At 41.6% G+C, this 18,954-nt stretch carries 16 protein-coding genes; 10 read left to right on the forward strand and 6 right to left on the reverse strand.

The window, feature by feature from the left end:
* Positions 1 to 31 precede the first annotated feature (31 nt).
* On the reverse strand, positions 32 to 439 hold the full coding sequence (locus ACTJKN_RS07175) for a hypothetical protein (protein ID WP_440823655.1): 408 nt from the start codon (positions 437 to 439) through the stop codon (positions 32 to 34).
* Positions 440 to 1,805: 1,366 nt separating this feature from the next.
* Between ACTJKN_RS07175 and ACTJKN_RS07180 the strand changes: the two genes are divergently transcribed.
* The 4 genes from ACTJKN_RS07180 to ACTJKN_RS07195 all read left to right on the forward strand — a co-directional run bounded on the left by ACTJKN_RS07180 (position 1,806) and on the right by ACTJKN_RS07195 (position 8,880).
* The gene (locus ACTJKN_RS07180; protein ID WP_440823656.1) at positions 1,806 to 3,164 is read left to right on the forward strand and encodes a thioredoxin domain-containing protein; all 1,359 of its coding nucleotides are present in this window, start codon (positions 1,806 to 1,808) and stop codon (positions 3,162 to 3,164) included.
* Between the two features lie 2 nt (positions 3,165 to 3,166).
* Positions 3,167 to 6,400 (forward strand): SusC/RagA family TonB-linked outer membrane protein, encoded by a 3,234-nt coding sequence (locus ACTJKN_RS07185; protein WP_440823657.1) that lies wholly within the window; start codon positions 3,167 to 3,169, stop codon positions 6,398 to 6,400.
* Between the two features lie 11 nt (positions 6,401 to 6,411).
* Positions 6,412 to 7,758, forward strand: coding sequence for a RagB/SusD family nutrient uptake outer membrane protein (locus tag ACTJKN_RS07190; protein WP_440823658.1), 1,347 nt, complete (start codon positions 6,412 to 6,414; stop codon positions 7,756 to 7,758).
* A gap of 348 nt (positions 7,759 to 8,106) precedes the next feature.
* Positions 8,107 to 8,880, forward strand: a complete 774-nt coding sequence (locus ACTJKN_RS07195; protein ID WP_440823659.1) for a hypothetical protein — start codon at positions 8,107 to 8,109, stop codon at positions 8,878 to 8,880.
* A 519-nt stretch (positions 8,881 to 9,399) separates the two neighbouring features.
* Here the strand turns inward: ACTJKN_RS07195 and ACTJKN_RS07200 are convergent.
* Positions 9,400 to 9,750: a winged helix-turn-helix transcriptional regulator gene (locus ACTJKN_RS07200; protein ID WP_440823660.1), complete on the reverse strand. Its 351-nt coding sequence runs from the start codon at positions 9,748 to 9,750 to the stop codon at positions 9,400 to 9,402.
* 95 nt (positions 9,751 to 9,845) lie between these two features.
* On the opposite strand from ACTJKN_RS07200, the gene ACTJKN_RS07205 reads away from it, so the two are divergent.
* Positions 9,846 to 10,616, forward strand: a complete 771-nt coding sequence (locus ACTJKN_RS07205; protein WP_440823661.1) for an SDR family oxidoreductase — start codon at positions 9,846 to 9,848, stop codon at positions 10,614 to 10,616.
* Positions 10,617 to 10,853: 237 nt separating this feature from the next.
* On the forward strand, positions 10,854 to 11,018 hold the full coding sequence (locus ACTJKN_RS07210) for a hypothetical protein (RefSeq protein ID WP_440823662.1): 165 nt from the start codon (positions 10,854 to 10,856) through the stop codon (positions 11,016 to 11,018).
* 49 nt (positions 11,019 to 11,067) lie between these two features.
* Here the strand turns inward: ACTJKN_RS07210 and ACTJKN_RS07215 are convergent, their stop codons facing one another.
* The 4 genes from ACTJKN_RS07215 to ACTJKN_RS07230 form a co-directional block, all read right to left on the reverse strand.
* On the reverse strand, positions 11,068 to 11,793 hold the full coding sequence (locus ACTJKN_RS07215; protein ID WP_440823663.1) for a LytR/AlgR family response regulator transcription factor: 726 nt from the start codon (positions 11,791 to 11,793) through the stop codon (positions 11,068 to 11,070).
* Positions 11,790 to 12,905: a sensor histidine kinase gene (locus ACTJKN_RS07220; RefSeq protein WP_440823664.1), complete on the reverse strand. Its 1,116-nt coding sequence runs from the start codon at positions 12,903 to 12,905 to the stop codon at positions 11,790 to 11,792. The genes ACTJKN_RS07215 and ACTJKN_RS07220 overlap by 4 nt, the downstream gene beginning before the upstream one ends.
* A 4-nt stretch (positions 12,906 to 12,909) precedes the next feature.
* Positions 12,910 to 14,115: a S41 family peptidase gene (locus ACTJKN_RS07225; RefSeq protein WP_440823665.1), complete on the reverse strand. Its 1,206-nt coding sequence runs from the start codon at positions 14,113 to 14,115 to the stop codon at positions 12,910 to 12,912.
* Positions 14,116 to 14,406: 291 nt separating this feature from the next.
* Positions 14,407 to 14,589 carry a hypothetical protein gene (locus ACTJKN_RS07230; RefSeq protein WP_440823666.1) on the reverse strand — a complete coding sequence of 61 codons (183 nt, stop codon included), beginning with the start codon at positions 14,587 to 14,589 and terminating at the stop codon, positions 14,407 to 14,409.
* Between the two features lie 522 nt (positions 14,590 to 15,111).
* Here ACTJKN_RS07230 and ACTJKN_RS07235 point away from each other — a divergent pair.
* The 4 genes from ACTJKN_RS07235 (at position 15,112) to ACTJKN_RS07250 (ending at position 18,943) form a co-directional block, all read left to right on the forward strand.
* Entirely contained in the window at positions 15,112 to 16,683 is a 1,572-nt protein-coding gene (locus ACTJKN_RS07235; protein ID WP_440823667.1) for a thioredoxin domain-containing protein, read from the forward strand.
* 176 nt (positions 16,684 to 16,859) lie between these two features.
* Positions 16,860 to 17,039, forward strand: coding sequence for a hypothetical protein (locus tag ACTJKN_RS07240; RefSeq protein ID WP_440823668.1), 180 nt, complete (start codon positions 16,860 to 16,862; stop codon positions 17,037 to 17,039).
* Positions 17,040 to 17,110: 71 nt separating this feature from the next.
* Positions 17,111 to 17,782, forward strand: coding sequence for a hypothetical protein (locus ACTJKN_RS07245; protein WP_440823669.1), 672 nt, complete (start codon positions 17,111 to 17,113; stop codon positions 17,780 to 17,782).
* Positions 17,783 to 17,791: 9 nt separating this feature from the next.
* On the forward strand, positions 17,792 to 18,943 hold the full coding sequence (locus tag ACTJKN_RS07250) for a peroxiredoxin family protein (protein ID WP_440823670.1): 1,152 nt from the start codon (positions 17,792 to 17,794) through the stop codon (positions 18,941 to 18,943).
* Positions 18,944 to 18,954 lie beyond the last annotated feature (11 nt).

The following is an 18,954-nucleotide window of genomic DNA, read 5'->3' on the forward strand; positions in this document are numbered from 1 at the left end:
TGGTTAATACTCTCTTCATAATTAAAGGGATTTAAGCTTTTAATTTTTTATACCCCTCCGCAAATTCCCTCAACCTTTTCATCAGCTCCGGATTATTTACCTTCACCTTCACACCCTTTTTCTTATCAAATTTTTCAACCTCATAGGGTATGCCTTCTTCTTTGTGCAATCTCCTCAACTCTTGTTCTAAAGCCTTGGCCAACCCTGTATCAACTCGTCCCTGTGGTTCAAGTAGATCACGGTTATCTCTCTGTAGCAATTCACCAATCTGATCTAAATTTTCTTCGCTTGGTTGCGTAGTATTGGAATTCCAAGAACTAACTGTGGTATAATTCACGTCAAGCATTAAAGCAACTAATCTCTGAGATGCTCCGGCAACTTTAGTTACCTCTTTAATTTTGTTTTTCTGGATTCCAACAGAGTTTTTCCTCCTCGGCATAAAAAAAAGTTAATTTAGTACTTGGTACTAGTAAATATTTTATTATATTTGTTTATCAGTTATTTATAGCGACAAATAGAGTTGGGACAACCTGGCTTTAACGATGTCTCTCATGAACGAAAACCGTCAAACTTTCCCATGAGCCGACCATGAGTTCGCCGTATCTATTGAATTTGCTATCTTCGTGATATCTTATATTCAATAGGGCGGGCTTCATGTCAGTCTTTTGGGAAACTTAAGCCTAGGTTTAAGCGGTTCTTGACGGTACCACGTTCAAAAGCATTGGAGTTCGCCCTATTGGTTTTTCCAATCTGGTTTCCTTTTGCTTTTATTGAGTTACATCGTTTTACATAAAAACTAACCGTTTATGAAAGCGAAACCACCATGATTTTTCAAACCACGCAGTGGGATGAGTAAAATCAGGTAGCTTCATCACAACTGTAAACAAATTATGTACAGATGAAAAAATTAAGCGCCATCAAATCGTATTACTTCCAGGAAGTGATACTCAAGTATTCCCTTAAACTCTTGTTAAAGAACGTTATCTGTTCTCCATCGTAATGCGCGTGCCGGAATTCCAGGTATAAAATAGCCCAATGAAAAAGCAGGGGTTGGTGTGAGAGAGCGCACTGATTCCCGTGGGTTAATTTAGCTTGGTACCAGCCCTTTATTGCTTGTTAGGCAATTGTGCAGTACTATGGTTATTCGCATTCCCAAGGTAGGTATCTTTTTTTTAATAAGCAATACGGTTTGCCGTATCCGCATATTTTATGTGGAAGGGGCTGGTTTTTGCGCCTTTTTTACTCAAGTAATCCGGAGCATCTGGGTGAGTTCTTTCTGCTCGTTTTGCCATCGATCAATTTTAGTTTAGCATTTTTAATCCTGCAATATGAAAGCCAATAGTAGTTATTTGCCACTTTTTTTTCTTTGTTGGGCTTTTCTATACACTCCCTTGGCTTTACTGGGTGGGTTTCCTTCGGAGGCTGGGGAGCATGACTTGGTTGTCGGGGAGAAGCCTTGTTCCAGGCAGGTGCTGGGAAGGTTAGGTCAGGAGAAGATGGGAGTAAGTGGTTTTGGTTGTTTCTTTTCTGCTTATGGCCCTGTTCTTGGTGTTTGAGATGGTGGGAATGATTATGGTGTTATTTTTTGTTTAACGGATAATCGCCTGACTGGATATGGGACTAAGTAAATGTTATTGTTTCGACAGGCTTTATGCTTTGAAGCCAAAGAATCCTGTATAGGAAATAGCAATGTGGGGGACTTTTCAATAGGTTCTTTAATGATGATAATACTTTAGGTTCCCCACATTGTTATTTGCGTGTGATCGAAAGATCTCAATTCCCTAATCAACTTAACCGAACATTTTATGAAAAAAATAATGATTTCTATCGTAAGGGGATTTGTATGCCCCGGATTTTATGATAGCTTACTTAAGATATTTACTTTTTTTTTGCTGGTTTTTGCCCTATCCGCAAATGGGGCTACAGCACAGGTTCCAGTACCTGCCAATGGTATTGCCATTGGCGGTATGGTTCCTGATGTTTTCTGGACACATCCCTTTCAAGGAGAAGGGGATGAACAGATTCTAATGTCCAGCTATAAGGGCAAGCTTATTATCCTTGATTTCTGGGCCACCTGGTGCGGACCTTGTATTGCCATGATCCCAAAGATGGATTCATTGCAGAAGGCCTTTGATAAGCAGGTACAGTTTGTCTCTGTGGCTTATCAGGATAAGAAAACAATTGTACCTTTTCTCTCAAAGCTTGGGCAGCAACGGGGTAGAGGCTTTGATATTCCTGGAGTTCTTGGTGATAAATTTTTGGGGCAGCTGTTTCCCCATAAGGCGCTGCCACATTATGTCTGGATTGATGGTGCTGGAAAAGTTGTTGCCATTACTGATTATAATGCTGTTACTGATGCATCTATCCGGAAGATGCTGGAAAAACCTGGTTCTGGACTTCCTTTGAAAGATGAACTTCTGGAATCTGGAGGTCAGGCTGTCGTTTCTGAGAAGATTGCTGATGATGTCCGCTTTCTCTCCTCTCTCCGGGGATATCAGGCAGGCGCCGCTTCGGAATACAAGACAGAATGGATAAATGATTCTACTGCTTTTAGGCTGCGGATTGTAAACCTCTCGCCCTTGAACCTCTTTTGGTATGCCTATAGTACCCCGGTTTTTGAGGCGAAAAAGTATATGAAATATGAAATCGCGGATACTTCGGTTTTTACCACTAAATCCCGCGGACAGGCTACCAGGGACTGGGTCAGGAAACATGGGCTGACCTACGAACTGATTGTTCCCAAGGCGAGAATGGGGGAATACTGGAAGCTGATCCAGGGGGACCTGGTGCGGATGTTTCCGCAGTATAGCCTGCAAAAGGGAAAAGAACTGCGCGATGTACTGGTCTTGCGCCGCAAAGGAAACGGTAAAAGTTTCGCCTCGGAGTCTAAAAACTATTCGATGAAAGGATCTGCAGTGGGTATTGAAATGAAAGGGGGCAGTTTCGAAGTGCTTGTAAATAACCTGGATAAATTCTGGCTGCAGAACCTTAAAACGCCTGTTGTGGATGAAACGGAGTATAAAGGCCGGGTGGATATAAAGATTGACGGAAACATGGTAGATGTTCCCTCAATAAACCGTTCGCTTTCAGCCTATGGCCTTGAGCTTGCTGCGGCCAAGCGGAATGTTGAGGTGTTTACCATCCACGATACTAAAACCAGGTGATGATGAAAAGAACCAGATTTTTATGTGCCTGCATTTTAGCTTTTAGTTTTGGATTTATCCTTTGTATGATGCAGGGCGTTGCCCAAAAAGCTTTTAACTTATATCTGTATTCAGCTAATGACAGTATCCCATTAAGTGGAGCAAACATCAGGCTTAATGGTAAATCAATAGGCTCAAGTTATGCCGGAGGAAAGGTAACCTTAAAAGTGGCTCCCGGCACCTATACCGTTGATATTGTTTATGTAGGTTACCGTACCAGGTCGATGAGTTTAAAGTTTCCATTGGAAAAAGATATTCCAGTTTACCTTGAACGTGGAGCGGAAGATCTGGGGGAGGTTACCATCAGTACAGGCTATCAGCAGATTTCAAAGGAAAGGCTGACGGGTAGTGCCGTAAGGGTTTCAACAGAAGTAATCAACAGAAGTGTCGGTCCGGGGATACTGGAGCGTTTGGCGGATATGGTTCCCGGTCTGACCTTTAACAAAGGCGTTGGCGTGCAGCTCAATGAAAGCGATATCAGTATCAGGGGTAGAAGTACACTTTTTACCAGGGCAGATCCTTTGATCGTACTTGATAACATGCCTTATGAAGGAAGGGTGGAAAATATCAATCCCAACGATATCGAGAGTATAACGGTGTTAAAAGATGCGGCTGCGGCATCGATATGGGGTGCCAGATCGGGCAATGGGGTAATTGTCATTACCAGTAAAAGGGGGACATTTAACAAACCTGCTGCTTTCAGTTTTTCCAGTACACTGAATATCGCTGGCAGACCGGATCTTTTCGGAGAGTCCAGGATGAGCAGTTCTGATTATATTGATAATGAGATCAGGTTATTTTCTACAGGCTTTTATGATGCCAACCAACAGTCGGACAACCGGGTCGCCCTGACACCTGTTGTTGAATACCTATATGCCGCGAAAAACGGGAAGATTTCTCCGGCTGAAGCGCAAGGGGGGATCGATAGGCTGCGGGGCGTTGATGTGCGGCATGATCTTGAACGTTATTTTTATCAGCCTGCTGTTCAGCAGCAGTATGCACTCAATGTACAGGGAGGGGATGAGGATTCGTATTATTTTCTTTCGGGGGGCGTTGATATCAACCGTGCGAACCTAAAAGGCAATGGATACAGACGCTATACGATAACGGCCAGTAACCGCTACCGTTTGTTTTCCGGAAGGCTTGAGATCAGCCCGGAGTTCCGGTTTACCCAAAGTGTTACTGATGCCAACAGGACTATTGATGCTGTAACTACAAACTACTACGGGCTTTATCCTTATGCCAGGCTTACCGATGACAACGGTAACCCGGTCCCTTTTGCTTCTGTATACCGTGCCGGGTTTGCATCAGAAATGACGCAGAAGTATCCCGGGGTGCTTGACTGGAATTTCTATCCTTTGCAGGAAGTCAAAAGTCCAGGCTCAACTGTATCTCTCCGTGATTACCGTATGGGCACACAGCTCGATTACCGTATCGGGTGGGGACTGAAGCTTTTCGCGAATTATATTTATACATCAAGCTCTTCAGAGAACATTTCTGATGCAGGGCTGGACCGTTTTTCTACCAGGGACCTGATCAACCGGTTTTCTTTCGTCCGTGCTGATGGTAGCCTCGGACGGAATGTCCCAGTTGGGTCAGTACGGGATGAGCAGATGCGCTCCCTTGCAAACCATGCTTTTCGTAGCCAACTGAACTATAACAAGGTTGTTGGAAACCATGATGTTTCGGCCATAGCGGGTGTAGAGATAAAAGATGGAAAGACCACGATCCGTAATGCCAGGCTTTACGGGTATGACAGTGAACACGAATCTTCCGGTTATGTAGATTACCTGGCCTATTATACCCTTCTTTATAATCCAAACAGTACATTTAACCAGGTTTCCCAGAACAATGAAAGGAATTCGCTCAGCGACAGGTTCATCAGCTACTATTCAAACCTTGGATATACTTTTAAAGACAGGTACACCTTTTCGGCCAGCGCCCGGATGGACAAAAGTAATATTTTCGGGGTTAAGACAAACCAGAAAGGGGTACCCTTATGGTCGGTAGGCCTGAACTGGAATATCGCCAAAGAACCTTTTTTCTCTTCGGAAGTAGTTGATGAGCTGCGCCTCCGGTCGAGTTATGGTTACAACGGAAATGTAAACAACAGCCTCTCTGCTTTTACCACCGCGGTTTACAATCAGGGGACAGGCAATTCAAATAACTTTTCTTACGGATTGCCATATGCCGTTATCCTTAACCCTCCGAACCCGCAGCTTAGATGGGAACGTGTACAGATACTGAATGCGGGTGTTGATTTCTGCCTGTTTGAAGGAAGGCTTTCGGGATCCATTGATGCCTACTTAAAAAACGGAACGGACCTGATCGGGGCAGCGCCTTTTCCACCGTCTTCCGGGATAAGTTCGTTTACGGGCAATACTGCTGCCACAAAAGGCAAGGGGATAGATGCAAATTTCGTTGTGCCGATATTAAGAAAGGATGATCTGAAATGGACGGCAAACCTGTTGTTTAGCTATAGCCGCGATATTGTTTCAACCTACCTGCTCAAGCAGGCTTTGGCCTATCAGCTGATTTCCAATGTTGTGCCCGCAGAGGGGTATCCACAGTATTCGGTTTTTGCCTATAACTATGCGGGCCTTGACCCAAAGACCGGAGATCCTTTAGGCTACCTGAACGGAGAGGTCAGCAAGGATTATGTGAAGATGGTGAACAACCCGGGCAGGTCTGATATTTCTTATGTGGGCACCATGAGGCCTACTGTTTTCGGTTCGTTCAGAAATGACCTCAGCTACAAGGGGCTGGGCCTGTCTTTCAACATATCTTACCGCCTGGGATATTATTTCCGGCGCAATGCGCTGGTGTATAACCAGCTATTTGAAGGCAGGGCGAGTACAGGTGATTATGCCTTTAGGTGGCAGAAACCGGGCGATGAAAGCTTTACCGATGTTCCCTCGATGCCACTCGTGAACAATCTCTCCCGTGACAGTTTTTATGGGGGATCAAGGGCTATGGTGGAGAAAGGGGATCATATCAGGCTTCAGGATATCAGGCTCTCTTATCAGCTTCCCTCAGTTTGGTGCAGGAAGCTGGGTTTTAAAAGTTTGATGGCTTATGTCTATTCTTCAAACCTTGGGATCATCTGGGCTGCTAATGATAAGGGGATAGACCCAGACTATCCATCGGGAATAAAACCACCAAAACAGTTTGCCTTTGGTCTCAATCTTGGATTTTAAATATGAACAATATGAAAAGAACTTATCTGTCTTTATTTGCGGTGACAATAATACCATTGTTTTTTTGCGCATGCGATAAAGATTTTTTGGACAAAAAACAGTCTGCATCTCTTCTGGTGCCAACGAAACTTTCCGAGTTCCAGTCGCTTCTGGACAATACATCACTGATGAACAAAAGCCCGGGCCTTCAGCTTCTGGCAGGGGATGAACTAAGCCCTGCAGATAATGGTTACGCTGCTTACAAGCCTGAAGAAAAGAACTCGTATATATGGGCAAAGGATATATTTGAGGGGAAGGCCTCCTCTGACTGGACTTATCCTTACCAGATCATTCTGGTTGCCAACGTCGTTCTGGACGGCTTGAATGAGAACAGCTCCGCCGCTGCTGAAACCGGAGCTAAAGATGTAGAAGGCCAGGCGCTGTTTTTCAGGGCTCTGGGCTACTTCTATCTGAGCCAGAAGTTTGCCAAGGGTTATAGTGGAAGTGCGTCTACTGATTTAGGCCTGCCTGTTAACCTTAGCTCGGACGTTAATCTCCGCCCTGGAAGAGGGACGCTGTCCCAGATTTATGGGCAGATGACTGATGACCTTAAGAAGTCTGCATTGATGCTTCCCGCTGAAGGACTTGCTACAAACAGGCCCACAAAGCCGGCGGCTCTGGCCATGCTTTCCAGGATCTATCTGTTAATGGGAGATTATAACCTTTCGCTGGAGTATGCCCAGGAGTGCCTGAAACTGAAGTCAAAACTTTACGATTTTAATGTATCTCCTTTTTTAACACCAAAGGGAAATGTCGAAGTTCTGTTTAATACGGGAATGGTCAGCTATACCTTTTTAAACTCTACGCTGAATTTTGTAGACCAGCAGCTTTACAATAGCTATGCTGATGATGATCTTCGGAAAACTTATTATTTCCTGGCCAGGACCGGGGGAAGGTATACCGCAAGGGGACTGATTTATTCGTCCAATATAGGCCTTTTCAGCGGTGTTGCCTTAGATGAGGTTTACCTTAATAAAGCTGAATGCCTGATAAGATTGAACAGGGTAGAGGAAGGGATAAGGGTTCTTAATGAGCTGCTTATCAATCGATGGAAAACAGGTAAATACGTTCCTGTTTCTGCAATTGATCAGAAGGATGCCTTAAAGAAAGTACTGATTGAGCGCAAGAAGGAGCTGTTGGTGAGGGGGCTGAGATGGGGGGATCTCCGCAGACTGAATCTGAATGTAGAGACTGCTGTGACGGTTACAAAAAAAGTAGGCGCAGCTGATTATATACTGCTTCCAAATTCTCCATTATATGTTTTTCCCATTCCCGATCAGGAAGTTGTTCTTTCGGGAATTGAACAGAACCAGCGTTGATTTTAAATCGTCCGTGGCATCAAACTGGCCGGGGAATATTTCCTGGCCGGTAAGGTGTCAATTTGTTCAATTTTAAAATAGAATAATTATAGGTGGCAGAACGGGATTTCCAGAGTAAAAAAGTAAGCTCCTTAAAACAAAGTGTTTAAGTCAGTCAGCTGATTAGCGTGTTAAAGTCCCCTTATTTCTGATCACCAGCATCATTCCGGTACGGGAGATATAGCTGAAAGGAGCCCGGCCAACAGGTATGTCAGAAATAATGAATGTTTGCTAATATATTTCAATATTGATAAAAACCACTTTATCAGTATATTAGCGTAACCAAACTACTCATTAAAACGCTACATCATGTCTCAAAAACCGTCTATAGCATCGCAGCCTAGGCTGGAATCATCTTCCGCCGAATGGCAAAAACTTCAGATTAAAATTAAAAACCTGATTGCCTTATGTGTTAAAAAACAGCATGCCCTTGAGGTGCAATATGAAATTGCCAAACTCATGCCGCTAAGACATTCAATAGAAAATATGAAGGAAAAAACGGCGCAGCAGCAAAGCCGCAAGTTGTTCTGCGAGCAAGAATTCTATTTTTGTTTAAATACGCTGATGCTGGATGAACCCAATCTGAAAATGGCATATGAAAGTAGAAAAAACATCAGCTGTCTGGCCAGAGGAAACTGGTGTCAAAAGAAGTTACATGCCGCGGCTCCTGAAGGGAGGGCGTTTTATGGTTTAGTTGCAACAACATTGGTGATGCTGTTGGTAGTAACGGTTGTGAACATTGTAATGGTAGATGGGACGCCTCAATTTATTAAACAGAAAAATGATTTAATGACTGTCATACTTGCTGGCGGTTTGGGCAGTATAGTGAGTATTTTGGTCAGGTTGCAGGACTTTAGCAAGATGAGTGATACCTCCGTTCTTTTCTTTACGGGATGTGTGAGACCTTTGATTGGAATAGGATTTGCAATATTTCTTTACGGACTCATAAACGCCGGAATGCTACCTATCAAATTAGAAGGAAAGGAACATTATATTTATCTTTCAATCTCTTTCCTGGCAGGTTTCAGTGAGCGGTTAGGTACCAGTGTGGCTAGTAGATCAGAAGCGGTGCTTGTTAAATAAATCAGAAACTTTACATTTTACTACTGTAAAAAATGTCTTCTGTCAGGGAGATCGTATGAAACACAATTTCCAATTAAATTTCTGCCTGAATTCTAATTCTTGGTCACTCAAAACATAGAAAAAAAACGGTTTTTTGTTTGCATTTAGCCCGTATTTGGATTGACGATTTTATTTTCTATTTTGGAAGCTCCTTTTCGACTATTTCTTTATGCTTAGGTCAAAATATTTTTTTACGGGTGCTGAAGGACGGAAGTACACCTGTACACTTCTTATTTTCCAGGACGGGTATGAAAATGTGTATAGCTTTCGTATCGACTTTGATGGGAATCAATTAAATATTGTCAAAAGGGGTTCCGCCTGGGAATACCATAGCGGGAGGGACCTTTATCTGGATCGGTGGGTCGCGGAACTTGGAGAACAGGTTGACTCTGGGAATTTTGGATAAAGTATGTAAATCCTGCTCTTTCTGTTTAGCGTACCATTAACCAGGAGGACTAGAATTGCGCTTGGTGTTTCGCTTTATCCAATAATTTCTTTCCGGTGCTGAATTCCCCAGTCCGTCAGGTTGTTGATTATGGTCTGTAACGTTTTGCCGTGTTTGGTAAGCTCGTATTGAATGGTGACAGGGTGCGTGTCTAAAACGGTTCTTTTAACCAGCTTGTTGACCTCCAGCTCTTTCAGCTCCTTACTGAGCATTTTGTTTGAAATTCCGATAACATCATTTAGAATGTCGGAGAATCGCCGCTTATTGTAATGGCATATCGATGAGATGATGTAAATTTTCCATTTTCCACTCAAAACATCCATGGCATCATGGATGGCCATCATCTCTTTTTTACGATCATTTTGATCTATTGGTTTGCAGTCCATGTTACTTTGTTACCTCAAGGTTACTGTTACTTTTTGAAACAAAGTAACTAAAATATATTTATATAGCCTAATTTTGTTGCTCAATAATCAATAAAATGAATAAATTAAAGAATAAGGTCGCTGTTATAACCGGCGGCAACAGTGGGATTGGTTTTGGAATTGCCGAGGCCTTCAAAAATGAAGGTGCAGTGGGCGTAATTACCGGTAGAAACCAGAAAACATTGGACCGTTCAGTAACTGAACTGGGCACTGACTTTTTGGGTGTAACAGCAGATGTCACGGTCAACAAAGATCTTGAAAACATTTTCAATAGAACCACCGAGCGGTTTGGCAAGATCGATGTCCTTGTAGTAAATGCTGGAGGTGTCGTTGATGGGATGCCGATGGCCGCAATTAATGATGTCACTGAGGAAAACTATGACAGTTATATGGATCTCAATCTGAAAAGCACCTATTTCACCGTCCAAAAATCGCTGCCTTACTTAAATGATGGTGCATCGATTATACTCATCGGATCTAGTGCAGCTCATCGGGCTGCACCCGGGATGACCATTTACGGCGCGGCGAAGGCAGCTGTCATATCGCTTGCCAAAGGATTGTCTTCGGATCTGCTGCCCAGAAAAATAAGAGTGAACACGCTTTCACCCGGGTCTATTGACACTCCGGTTTTCGGAAAGATCGTCCCCGAAGAGCAATTGGATCAGGTGAAGCAGATGTGGATCGATATTACGCCGGTTGGCAGGCAAGGGTTGCCTTCAGATATTGGGAATGCTGCTGTATTTCTGGCTTCTGAGGAATCATCCTTTATCGTGGGTACGGAAATTCTTTCTGACGGTGGTCTGACCAATATCAGCCTGATGAAATAGGAGCGAAAAATAAGCAGACGAAAGGTGTTTAACAAAATAAACCGTCGAATGGGACTGTTTGAAGGTTTATTTTGTTAACTTATTTAGGTGAAAGTTATTCATTTATTGGTGGTTGGTACCATCATTGACATAGCTGCATAGAATATTGATTGCTATAGACCAAGCGATAAGCAAAAATCAGCCCATTAGAAAATGCGTTTTTTTTTGCATCAGTGATTGCAGCGGCAGCCTCCCGATATGGGAGATATAGCAGAAAGCCCGGCCGATAGGGATGCCATCAATAATAACCCTACCCAGGACTTTACCTTTTTACTATTAACACTTCCATTATCCCTTTTGCTCTACATTGATTTTATCTGTGAAAGTGTCACCAACAATGTAGCAGGTCAGTTCCATGGTTAAATGCGGGATATAAAAGATTATGGTGTAAATTTATTGCCTTACCTGATAATTAAATAATCTGCTTTTTCTTGATTATTTCCAGGAAATGTTGCTTATAGGTATCACCGATTAAAATTTCCGAAGAGACATCTTTAAGTATAACGCGGTTTCCATCAAGGGCGGTGATTTTCTTTATGGCAATGATGAAGGACTTTTGAACCCTGATAAAATATTGCTCAGGTAACTTTCCTTCGATTTCCTTCATGGTGGTCAGGGCGACTGTACGAATGCCGTTGTGATGGAAAGCCACGTAATTTTTCATGCCCTCGATGTAATCTATATCGATGAGATTGATTTTAATCATCTTGCCTTTAATCTGTCCCTTTACCATGAAGTATTCAGTTTCTATGGGATTTTTAACCCAATCTGTTTTAGACTGGCTGATTGCTTTTTGGGCTTTCGTAACCGCCTGCAAAAATCGGGTCAGGGATATGGGTTTGATAAGGTAATCAACCACATCAAGGTCAAATCCATCGGGTGCAAATTCGCGGTAAGCAGTAGTCAGGATAAAATGGTAGTTTTCGTGGCGGACGGTTTGAATGAATTCTATTCCCGATATTTCCGGCATATGGATATCCAGAAATATCAGGTCCACCTGCTGTCCGCTCAGAAAGGTAATGGCTTCAGTGGGTTTTGTAAAACTGGCGATCAGGTTCAGTTGAGGAATAGACTTGATGTGATGCTGTAAAACTTCTATAGCATGTGCCTCATCATCAACAATAATACAGTTTATCATGGTAAAGGATATTGTGGCTTGGTAAGTACTACCGGAAATAAAGGGGAATGTTTACTGGTATTGTATGCTGTTGCCTTGTTGTGGTAGATCTGAAATAAAATCATTTCAAGCGTGTAATCAGTTTCTGTTTCTTGGATAGAGAGCTGATAATCTTTTCCGTAATGATGGCTTAACCTTTTTCTGATATTTTCCATGCCTATGCCACTGGATAACTCTTTAGGGCCTTTTTTCTTTGCGTTATAGGTTTTCAACTGTACATAACTTTCCTCTTCACTAATGTTCAGGATGATTTTCGCTGGGTTTGACTCATCGGTACAATTACCGTGTTTTAATACATTCTCGACGATGGTAATCAGGATCAGGGGGATAATACGTGCATTTGCAGTATGGCCGTTTACCTCGAAAAGTACTTGCAGTTCATTGTTAAAACGGAGCTGGTTAATGTTGATCACATTCCTGATGTGTGCAATCTCTTCTTCGATCAATGTGGTCTCGTCCTCCCTGTCCTGTTTTAAAGAATAGTGCATGATCTCACTCAGCGCCATAATTCCGTCGGCCAGTTCTGAAGACAGCGGCAATGATTTAGCATAGAAAAAATTAAGCGTATTGTTTAAAAAATGGGGATTGATCTGGGCTCTGAGGAAGGCATACTCCGCGTGGTGCTTTTCTTTTTCGATAATGCGAAGCCTTTTTTGATGTTTAATGGTTTCGTTGGAGTAATAATACCCGAAGGCAAAAAATGAATATTTGATATATAGCCAAAGAACGGCAATTGCAAACGTCCAAACATGAAAAGTGGTGGTGGGCCCGCCATTGGCTTTTATCAAAGGCCGGATATGGTACGCTGTTACAAACCAGTGTACATATGAAAACAGGTAAACAGCAATTACCGCAATTACTAGGGGAATGATTTTTACCGGACTGACATATTTAGCGAATACAAAAATGCATAAGTAGAAGGTACAGATATTGGGAAACTGGCTAAAGAAAAAATCTCCGATACTAAATGCATAGTCTTTCGGATTAAGGGCAAATTCAATGAGGGTACTTATCAGCATGTATACAACCCAAAAAATGACATGGAACAGTATTATTCTGTGATTTTTTTTCATGTTTTTATTTTGTCCTGTGTGTTCTTACAAAATCTATCCAGTCAGATACTTTGAGTGGAATTTCTATATCAGGCTTGATCCCGATGTTATCCAGTGGCTGCCCGGGCAATCTTAATGATTTACATGCAGGATAACCCAGGCGATAAAAACCGCAAGGCAGTTCAATCCTTACCACTTCCAGATAGTCTATAGCCCCGGATGAGTTAGTGCCGTAAATTTTTACCTTAGAGCTTTGTTTTGCCTGTAAGATGAAAAGTTCCGCAGCACTCGCCGTGCTCTTGTTGACGATCAGAGATACATATTTTGGATAGCTTAATACTTTAGGCATTCTGACCGTATCCACAGGATATAAAGGATAAAGCTCACCAACGTGTGCTTTGAGAATACTGAGATTTCTCTCCAGTACCTTTTTTCTGGTGTCGGATGCATTTAATGGGATCTTGCCATAATAATCCCGGATATTTTCTTCGGTGGCCAGTACGTTTGCGCCTTCAGTTAAAATAGGACTTGTATAAAGATACGGAATCAATTTATCGTAACCGAGCACTGAGCCGCCGTAATTGTTTCTAAGGTCGATTATTAAATGATCCCGTTTGTCCAGTTCACCAGCGTTTTTTTTGATAAGACTATCCATCACTTTTACATTCTCTAATGATGCAAATGCAGGCATCTCAAATAAACAGGTTTTGTCATCCAAAATCCTAAATACCGAAGATATGGCAGAGTTCTGCTCATTTTGAGAGGACTGAGGAACAATAACTGAGTTTCTATACCATTTTGCAGTAACATTGGCATCGCCAAGTATTAATGTATCTTTTCTTTTATTAAATGAAAGAGAATTAAGCGAGTGATCAACAGCCCTGTAATACTTAAGGAAATACTTGCCGCCTTTTTTGGAAATCTTTAGTTTTACCTGCCCGGGCACCCATCGCGCACCGTCAGCCTTAATAATAAAGCCAATGAAATCATTTTTTTTTTCTTTGTCCCTGACTATCCCTATCTGGTAAGCTCCAGACTGATCTTTCCACAGGCCTTCCAAGCTGTCCCGACCACTTTGCTTTTTGTTTAGATAAGAAGCGAAGATCGAATCTGTCCAATTCGTTTTCTCCTCTTTCGAATAATAGGTTCTAATTTGTTCCTTGCTGTAGCCACTATCGTCGTAAGTGACACCAATGTGCTTATCATTAAAGAAAGCAAGCCATGTCCTCAAAACCGGCAGGCACTGATAGGTAGCTGCTTTATTAGCTTCATTCTGTAGACTATCGGTAAATCTTTCAAATTTGTCTTTGTTTGAGAAATTTACCTTGTCGCTGTAACCAGCATAATTTTTTTTTATTCTTTCGACTACGAACTTAAAATTGTCCCCACAATTGCAGTTTTGGGCTTTTGAAGAAAAAAAAATGAAAATAAAAAAAAATGGAACGAGATTCCTTACATATTTGGACATATTGATTTTTATCAGTATTCAGTTTTATGATTTAATAATGCCTGCCTGACTTTATTAGTTGCTGACAGTTCCAACCGTTGGCTTGTTTTCCACACAAGTAGGTTCTGTAGATAGACCTGCGGTTGTTCCCGTAGTGTCTCCACCGTAAATTTGTCGCATTTGCTCTTTTGTAAGGTTCATGATCGGCTTTCTTTTAAAAACGAATTGTACTCTTTTTGTTAGTTTCTTGTTGTTCATAATAATAGGTATAAAGTATCTGTGAAATTAATTAAAAGTATAATTTATTAGTATAGTCTCCAAGTGTAATACACCAAACGGTTATATTTCAGGACGAAATGCGTGTATGGTCGGTACATCTTTTAAATAGAAATTCCAAGATCTATAAAAAATTTATATCTGACCTGATCCAATTGCGCTACAGATTTTCTGCGATTCCACGTAGTTTTTATGAGTCGAAAGTGTCATTTAGGATTTTTTTTCGAAAGTTCTGTTCGATAAAGAACGCCTGGGCGCTTCGATTTCATCATAAAAAAAGCATTTCTTATCAGTTTTTTTTCGTGTTGGTCAATGAACAGTAGGTATGTTGTCCATCTGAGAGGCGGTTTGGTGTAATTGTGGTTTTGGCCCCTTTGATTAGAGATAAAAAGTGAGAAACTTAGTAAAAACAAAGAAGGGTGGCAAGCGTGGCCTATTCTATGAAAATTTTATTTGGAACCTTCTTATCAATTACCTGAACAATATAAGCGATCACAACTTAACATGAATCTCTTTACAGCACAGAAACAAAACCTGGAAAGTATTGCAACTGACCTTGTAAAACACTTGCATGTTAGGGTGACCAACCTGACGGCGGAGAATTGTGTACAGGAACATCCTGAATATCCCAGTATTTTATCATTGAGTGACTGTTTAGATAAATGGAATGTAAAAAACGACGCCTTTAAAATTGACAAAGCGGATTATGACCGGGATGATCTGTTATTCCCTTTCACTGCGCATTTCCCTGAACATGGCGGAAGATTTATTCTCGTACATGGCATTGAAGATGGAAACATACATTATAGTGATGAATACCAGAAACATGCTTTAATGAATGAAAATGTTTTTCTGGAAAGATGGGATGGGATCGCACTTTACGCGGAAAAAACCGATCGGAGCGGCGAGGAGGGTTACCTGGGACAGTATGTATTTGGTTTTCTACAAAAAATGCTTTATCCTACCGCTTTTGTTTTAGGTCTTTCAATGCTTGGGCTAACAATTGTTTCTCATTCTTTTTCAGGAAATTATCTCGCTGTGTGCTTGGTCAAATGTATTGGCTGCGCAATTAGCATGTTATTGCTTATTCAAAGTGTAAACCCAAAAAATTCACTTGTACAAAATCTATGCAGCCTAGGCGGTAAGGGCGGTTGTGATACCATCTTAAAATCGAAGTCCGCGCAATTGTCTCCCTGGCTGAGCTGGAGTGAGATCGGACTATATTATTTTACAGGCTCGTTTTTACTATTACTGATATATCCTTCTTCTATCGGTTTACTGGCATGGTTGAATGTGCTCGCGTTACCGTATACCATCTGGTCATTAAGCTACCAGTTTTGGAATAAGCAGTGGTGTATTTTATGTTCTCTTATCCAAATTGTCCTTTGGGCTGAGTTCCTGGTGAATGTGGGTTTTCATTCTTTCGGTAAAACATTTGACGTAGCGCTCTTATATATGCTGCCCATTTCTTTTTTGACGCCCATTGTCGTATGGTCATTGTTAAAAATATCATTTAAACGAGCGGTGCGGCCCTTCAAGCAACAATTGAATAAGTTTAAATATAATACTTCCCTATTCCGGCAGGTTTTAACCAGCCAGCCTAGGTATGCGGTTGGTGATGAGCTTTTCCCTATTTTATTAGGGAATCCAACCGCTTCAACAGTAATTACAATGGTCAGCAATCCTTATTGTGATCCATGTGCAAAAGCGCACACCCTTATGGAAGACTTATTGAAAACTAAAAAGGATATACTAGTCAAAGTTATCTTTTCTACTTCAGACAGCGATGATGACTTTCGCACAAAAGCCGCGCGGCATTTATCGGCACTGACCTTATCAGATGATAAGGAGCTTGCCGGGCAGGCGTTGGCACACTGGTATTCGAAAAAAGAAACCTATGAAAACTGGTCTGCTAAATATCCACTAGCTAACAATGATAACGGTGACAATATGAGGAAAAAACAAAAAGAGTGGTGTGAAATGGCGGATATTACTTTTACGCCGACCATTCTCATAAACGGCTATAAGTTACCGAGTGTATATAGTCCTGAAGATCTAAGGTATCTTCTGAACTGAAGTATTGGCAAGAGATATATCCAAGAGAATCTGAACGAAATTTTTGCGCAAAAAGGGCAGATAAGTTGCAACGAAGCTGTCCGAAAAAAACGAATGCCGGCGTTTACCTGCATCGCTGAAGTTGCTCCTGCGTGATGGACGACAAAAATATTTACAACAACGTAAACCATTAAAAAATGAAAAAAGTAATGTTACTCAGCAAAGCTGAGATGAAAAATGTAACCGGTGGAAATGTATGTTCAACAGGTAATTGGGCGAGTTATGATATCTGCTTTAATTGCAGCATTGCGTATGGTCTTTCATTGGAGCATGCAGCGAATGCCTGCGCGCGTTATGCACCTAGTCAGACAACTTAAATTAAAAGTAAAATAACAGGTCGCATGACCTGTTATTTTACCTATCTTACTATTATCAACTACCAAGTAATATGAAATATATCAAAATCCTATTCCTGTTGCTCTTGCCCATTGTGACCTGTAGTCAAGTGATGAACTATCATATAAAGACAGTTCTCGGTACTAATGTTAAAGCTAAGTATGCCTACTTAGCGATGCCCAAAAATCTGAGCTCCACCCAGGATACGGGAAAGTTCCTGATTGTCCCGATCAACGATGGGATCGCCGAATTCAAGGGTACAGTCGACTTAGGAGATGATATTTTAAAGACTGCGTATATTTTTGTTGACGATAGGGCTAACATTACCATGCCTGAAACAATTTCCAAGGTAAAAGAAGGTATCTGGTCTGCTAAGGCAAGGCATATTGTTGTGGAAGATTTGACACTGGAAATAAAAAATAAGGATTCTTTGGCATCAGCGGGTATTACAAAAGGTGGCAAGCTGACCAAAGAAATGGAAGAATACTATAAGATGTTGGATAATGATCAAGAGATTGGATTTTTAAAAAAATATCCTGATTCACCAATGAGTCTCTTTCAATTGCAATATGTTGTCTTGATGTATGAACTTCCACTGCGTTCCCAGCTTGAAGCTCAGGGTAGAGATCCCCGGGTATATTATCAATTGCTGTCCGAGCGGCTAAGGTCAACTAAGCAGGGAGTTGCATTAAAGAAAAGAATGGATCGTCTTTTTGTAAAGTAAATAAATAGGATGCGATTATTAACCTTATTTTTCCTGATCTGTTTTCAATCACAATTTTTATTTGCGCAGACAAGTAATCAAGGCCCTTTGAAGGTTATTGCAGATCTAAAAGGTTTGCAGGACTCTGTTCAAAAGATTGCTATTGTGATCAATACCATCAGCAGCGCTGCCACCAGATATGATAGTGGTACCATTATCGATGGTAAACTGTCTTTTGCAATGGCTCTGGAGGAACCAATGCTCCTTAGCTTTATTTTCTATTGGAAAAAATCGAAGTCAACGTCAGTAAGTTTTTGGACGGGAGCTTCCATGCAGGAGCTCTATTTTAAAGATGGCCTGCAGCCCGCATTGAGGAACAAAACATCTATTAACCAGGATTTTTTGGAAATAGACAGGCAGGAGCGTTCCATCAAATTCAAAAGGGATTCATTACTCAAAAACGTCAGCTATGAAAACAGGTCCATTGAACAGGTCGAAGGTGAAATATCCCGATTAAAAGATTCCCTTGCTACTGTTATTGAAGAGAACGCATATAAAAAAAATGTGCTCATATATAAATCATCTGTGGTAGGGTTATATGCACTTTGGAAATACGCAATGACGCCAATCGCGTCTCCAAGAATAAAATCTAAGCCCGACTTCATCCGTTCACTCTATCAATCGCTTGATACAGGGATAAAAAGTTTTCCTTCCGCGAAGATATTATCTGCTAAAATTGATGAAGCAAAAGCAATCGTAAAAGTACAGGAAAATATACCGGATCTTGTTTTGCAGGATCCAACGGGGAAAAGGGGGATTGCGCTGTCAAATTATAAAGGGAAGTATCTCTTGCTTGATTTCTGGGCAAGTTGGTGCGGGCCTTGCAGGGACGAAAATCCCGCTCTGATCAAAGCTTTCCAAAAATTTAAATCAAAAGGCTTTGATATTTTAAGCGTGACGCTTGATCGCCAGGGGGATAAGGATAAGTGGATCGCTGCCATGCATAAAGACGGTATAGATTTATGGTCGAATGTGAGTGATTTCGATGAAAAGGCTAAATCACTTTTCGGTGTCACCGCCATTCCCTCAAATTTTCTCGTAGACCCTACGGGCAAGGTCATCGCCCAGGACCTGCGGGGTGACATGCTGGAAAAGAAGCTCCAGGAGCTCTTTCCTAAATGATCAATACCTAA

This window comes from Pedobacter sp. 22163, from assembly GCF_052045595.1.
Taxonomy (GTDB): Bacteria; Bacteroidota; Bacteroidia; order Sphingobacteriales; family Sphingobacteriaceae; genus Pedobacter.

Bases quoted from the DNA above. Each gene is read 5' to 3' on its own strand.
- ACTJKN_RS07180 (WP_440823656.1), top strand. From the start codon at position 1,806: ATGAAAAAAATAATGATTTCTATCGTAAGGGGATTTGTATGCCCCGGA.
- ACTJKN_RS07175 (WP_440823655.1), bottom strand. From the start codon at position 439: ATGCCGAGGAGGAAAAACTCTGTTGGAATCCAGAAAAACAAAATTAAA.
- ACTJKN_RS07220 (WP_440823664.1), bottom strand. From the start codon at position 12,905: ATGAAAAAAAATCACAGAATAATACTGTTCCATGTCATTTTTTGGGTT.
- ACTJKN_RS07240 (WP_440823668.1), top strand. From the start codon at position 16,860: ATGAAAAAAGTAATGTTACTCAGCAAAGCTGAGATGAAAAATGTAACC.
- ACTJKN_RS07230 (WP_440823666.1), bottom strand. From the start codon at position 14,589: ATGAACAACAAGAAACTAACAAAAAGAGTACAATTCGTTTTTAAAAGA.
- ACTJKN_RS07200 (WP_440823660.1), bottom strand. From the start codon at position 9,750: ATGGACTGCAAACCAATAGATCAAAATGATCGTAAAAAAGAGATGATG.
- ACTJKN_RS07210 (WP_440823662.1), top strand. From the start codon at position 10,854: ATGGGAGATATAGCAGAAAGCCCGGCCGATAGGGATGCCATCAATAAT.
- ACTJKN_RS07190 (WP_440823658.1), top strand. From the start codon at position 6,412: ATGAAAAGAACTTATCTGTCTTTATTTGCGGTGACAATAATACCATTG.
- ACTJKN_RS07250 (WP_440823670.1), top strand. From the start codon at position 17,792: ATGCGATTATTAACCTTATTTTTCCTGATCTGTTTTCAATCACAATTT.
- ACTJKN_RS07245 (WP_440823669.1), top strand. From the start codon at position 17,111: ATGAAATATATCAAAATCCTATTCCTGTTGCTCTTGCCCATTGTGACC.
- ACTJKN_RS07195 (WP_440823659.1), top strand. From the start codon at position 8,107: ATGTCTCAAAAACCGTCTATAGCATCGCAGCCTAGGCTGGAATCATCT.
- ACTJKN_RS07185 (WP_440823657.1), top strand. From the start codon at position 3,167: ATGAAAAGAACCAGATTTTTATGTGCCTGCATTTTAGCTTTTAGTTTT.
- ACTJKN_RS07235 (WP_440823667.1), top strand. From the start codon at position 15,112: ATGAATCTCTTTACAGCACAGAAACAAAACCTGGAAAGTATTGCAACT.
- ACTJKN_RS07205 (WP_440823661.1), top strand. From the start codon at position 9,846: ATGAATAAATTAAAGAATAAGGTCGCTGTTATAACCGGCGGCAACAGT.
- ACTJKN_RS07215 (WP_440823663.1), bottom strand. From the start codon at position 11,793: ATGATAAACTGTATTATTGTTGATGATGAGGCACATGCTATAGAAGTT.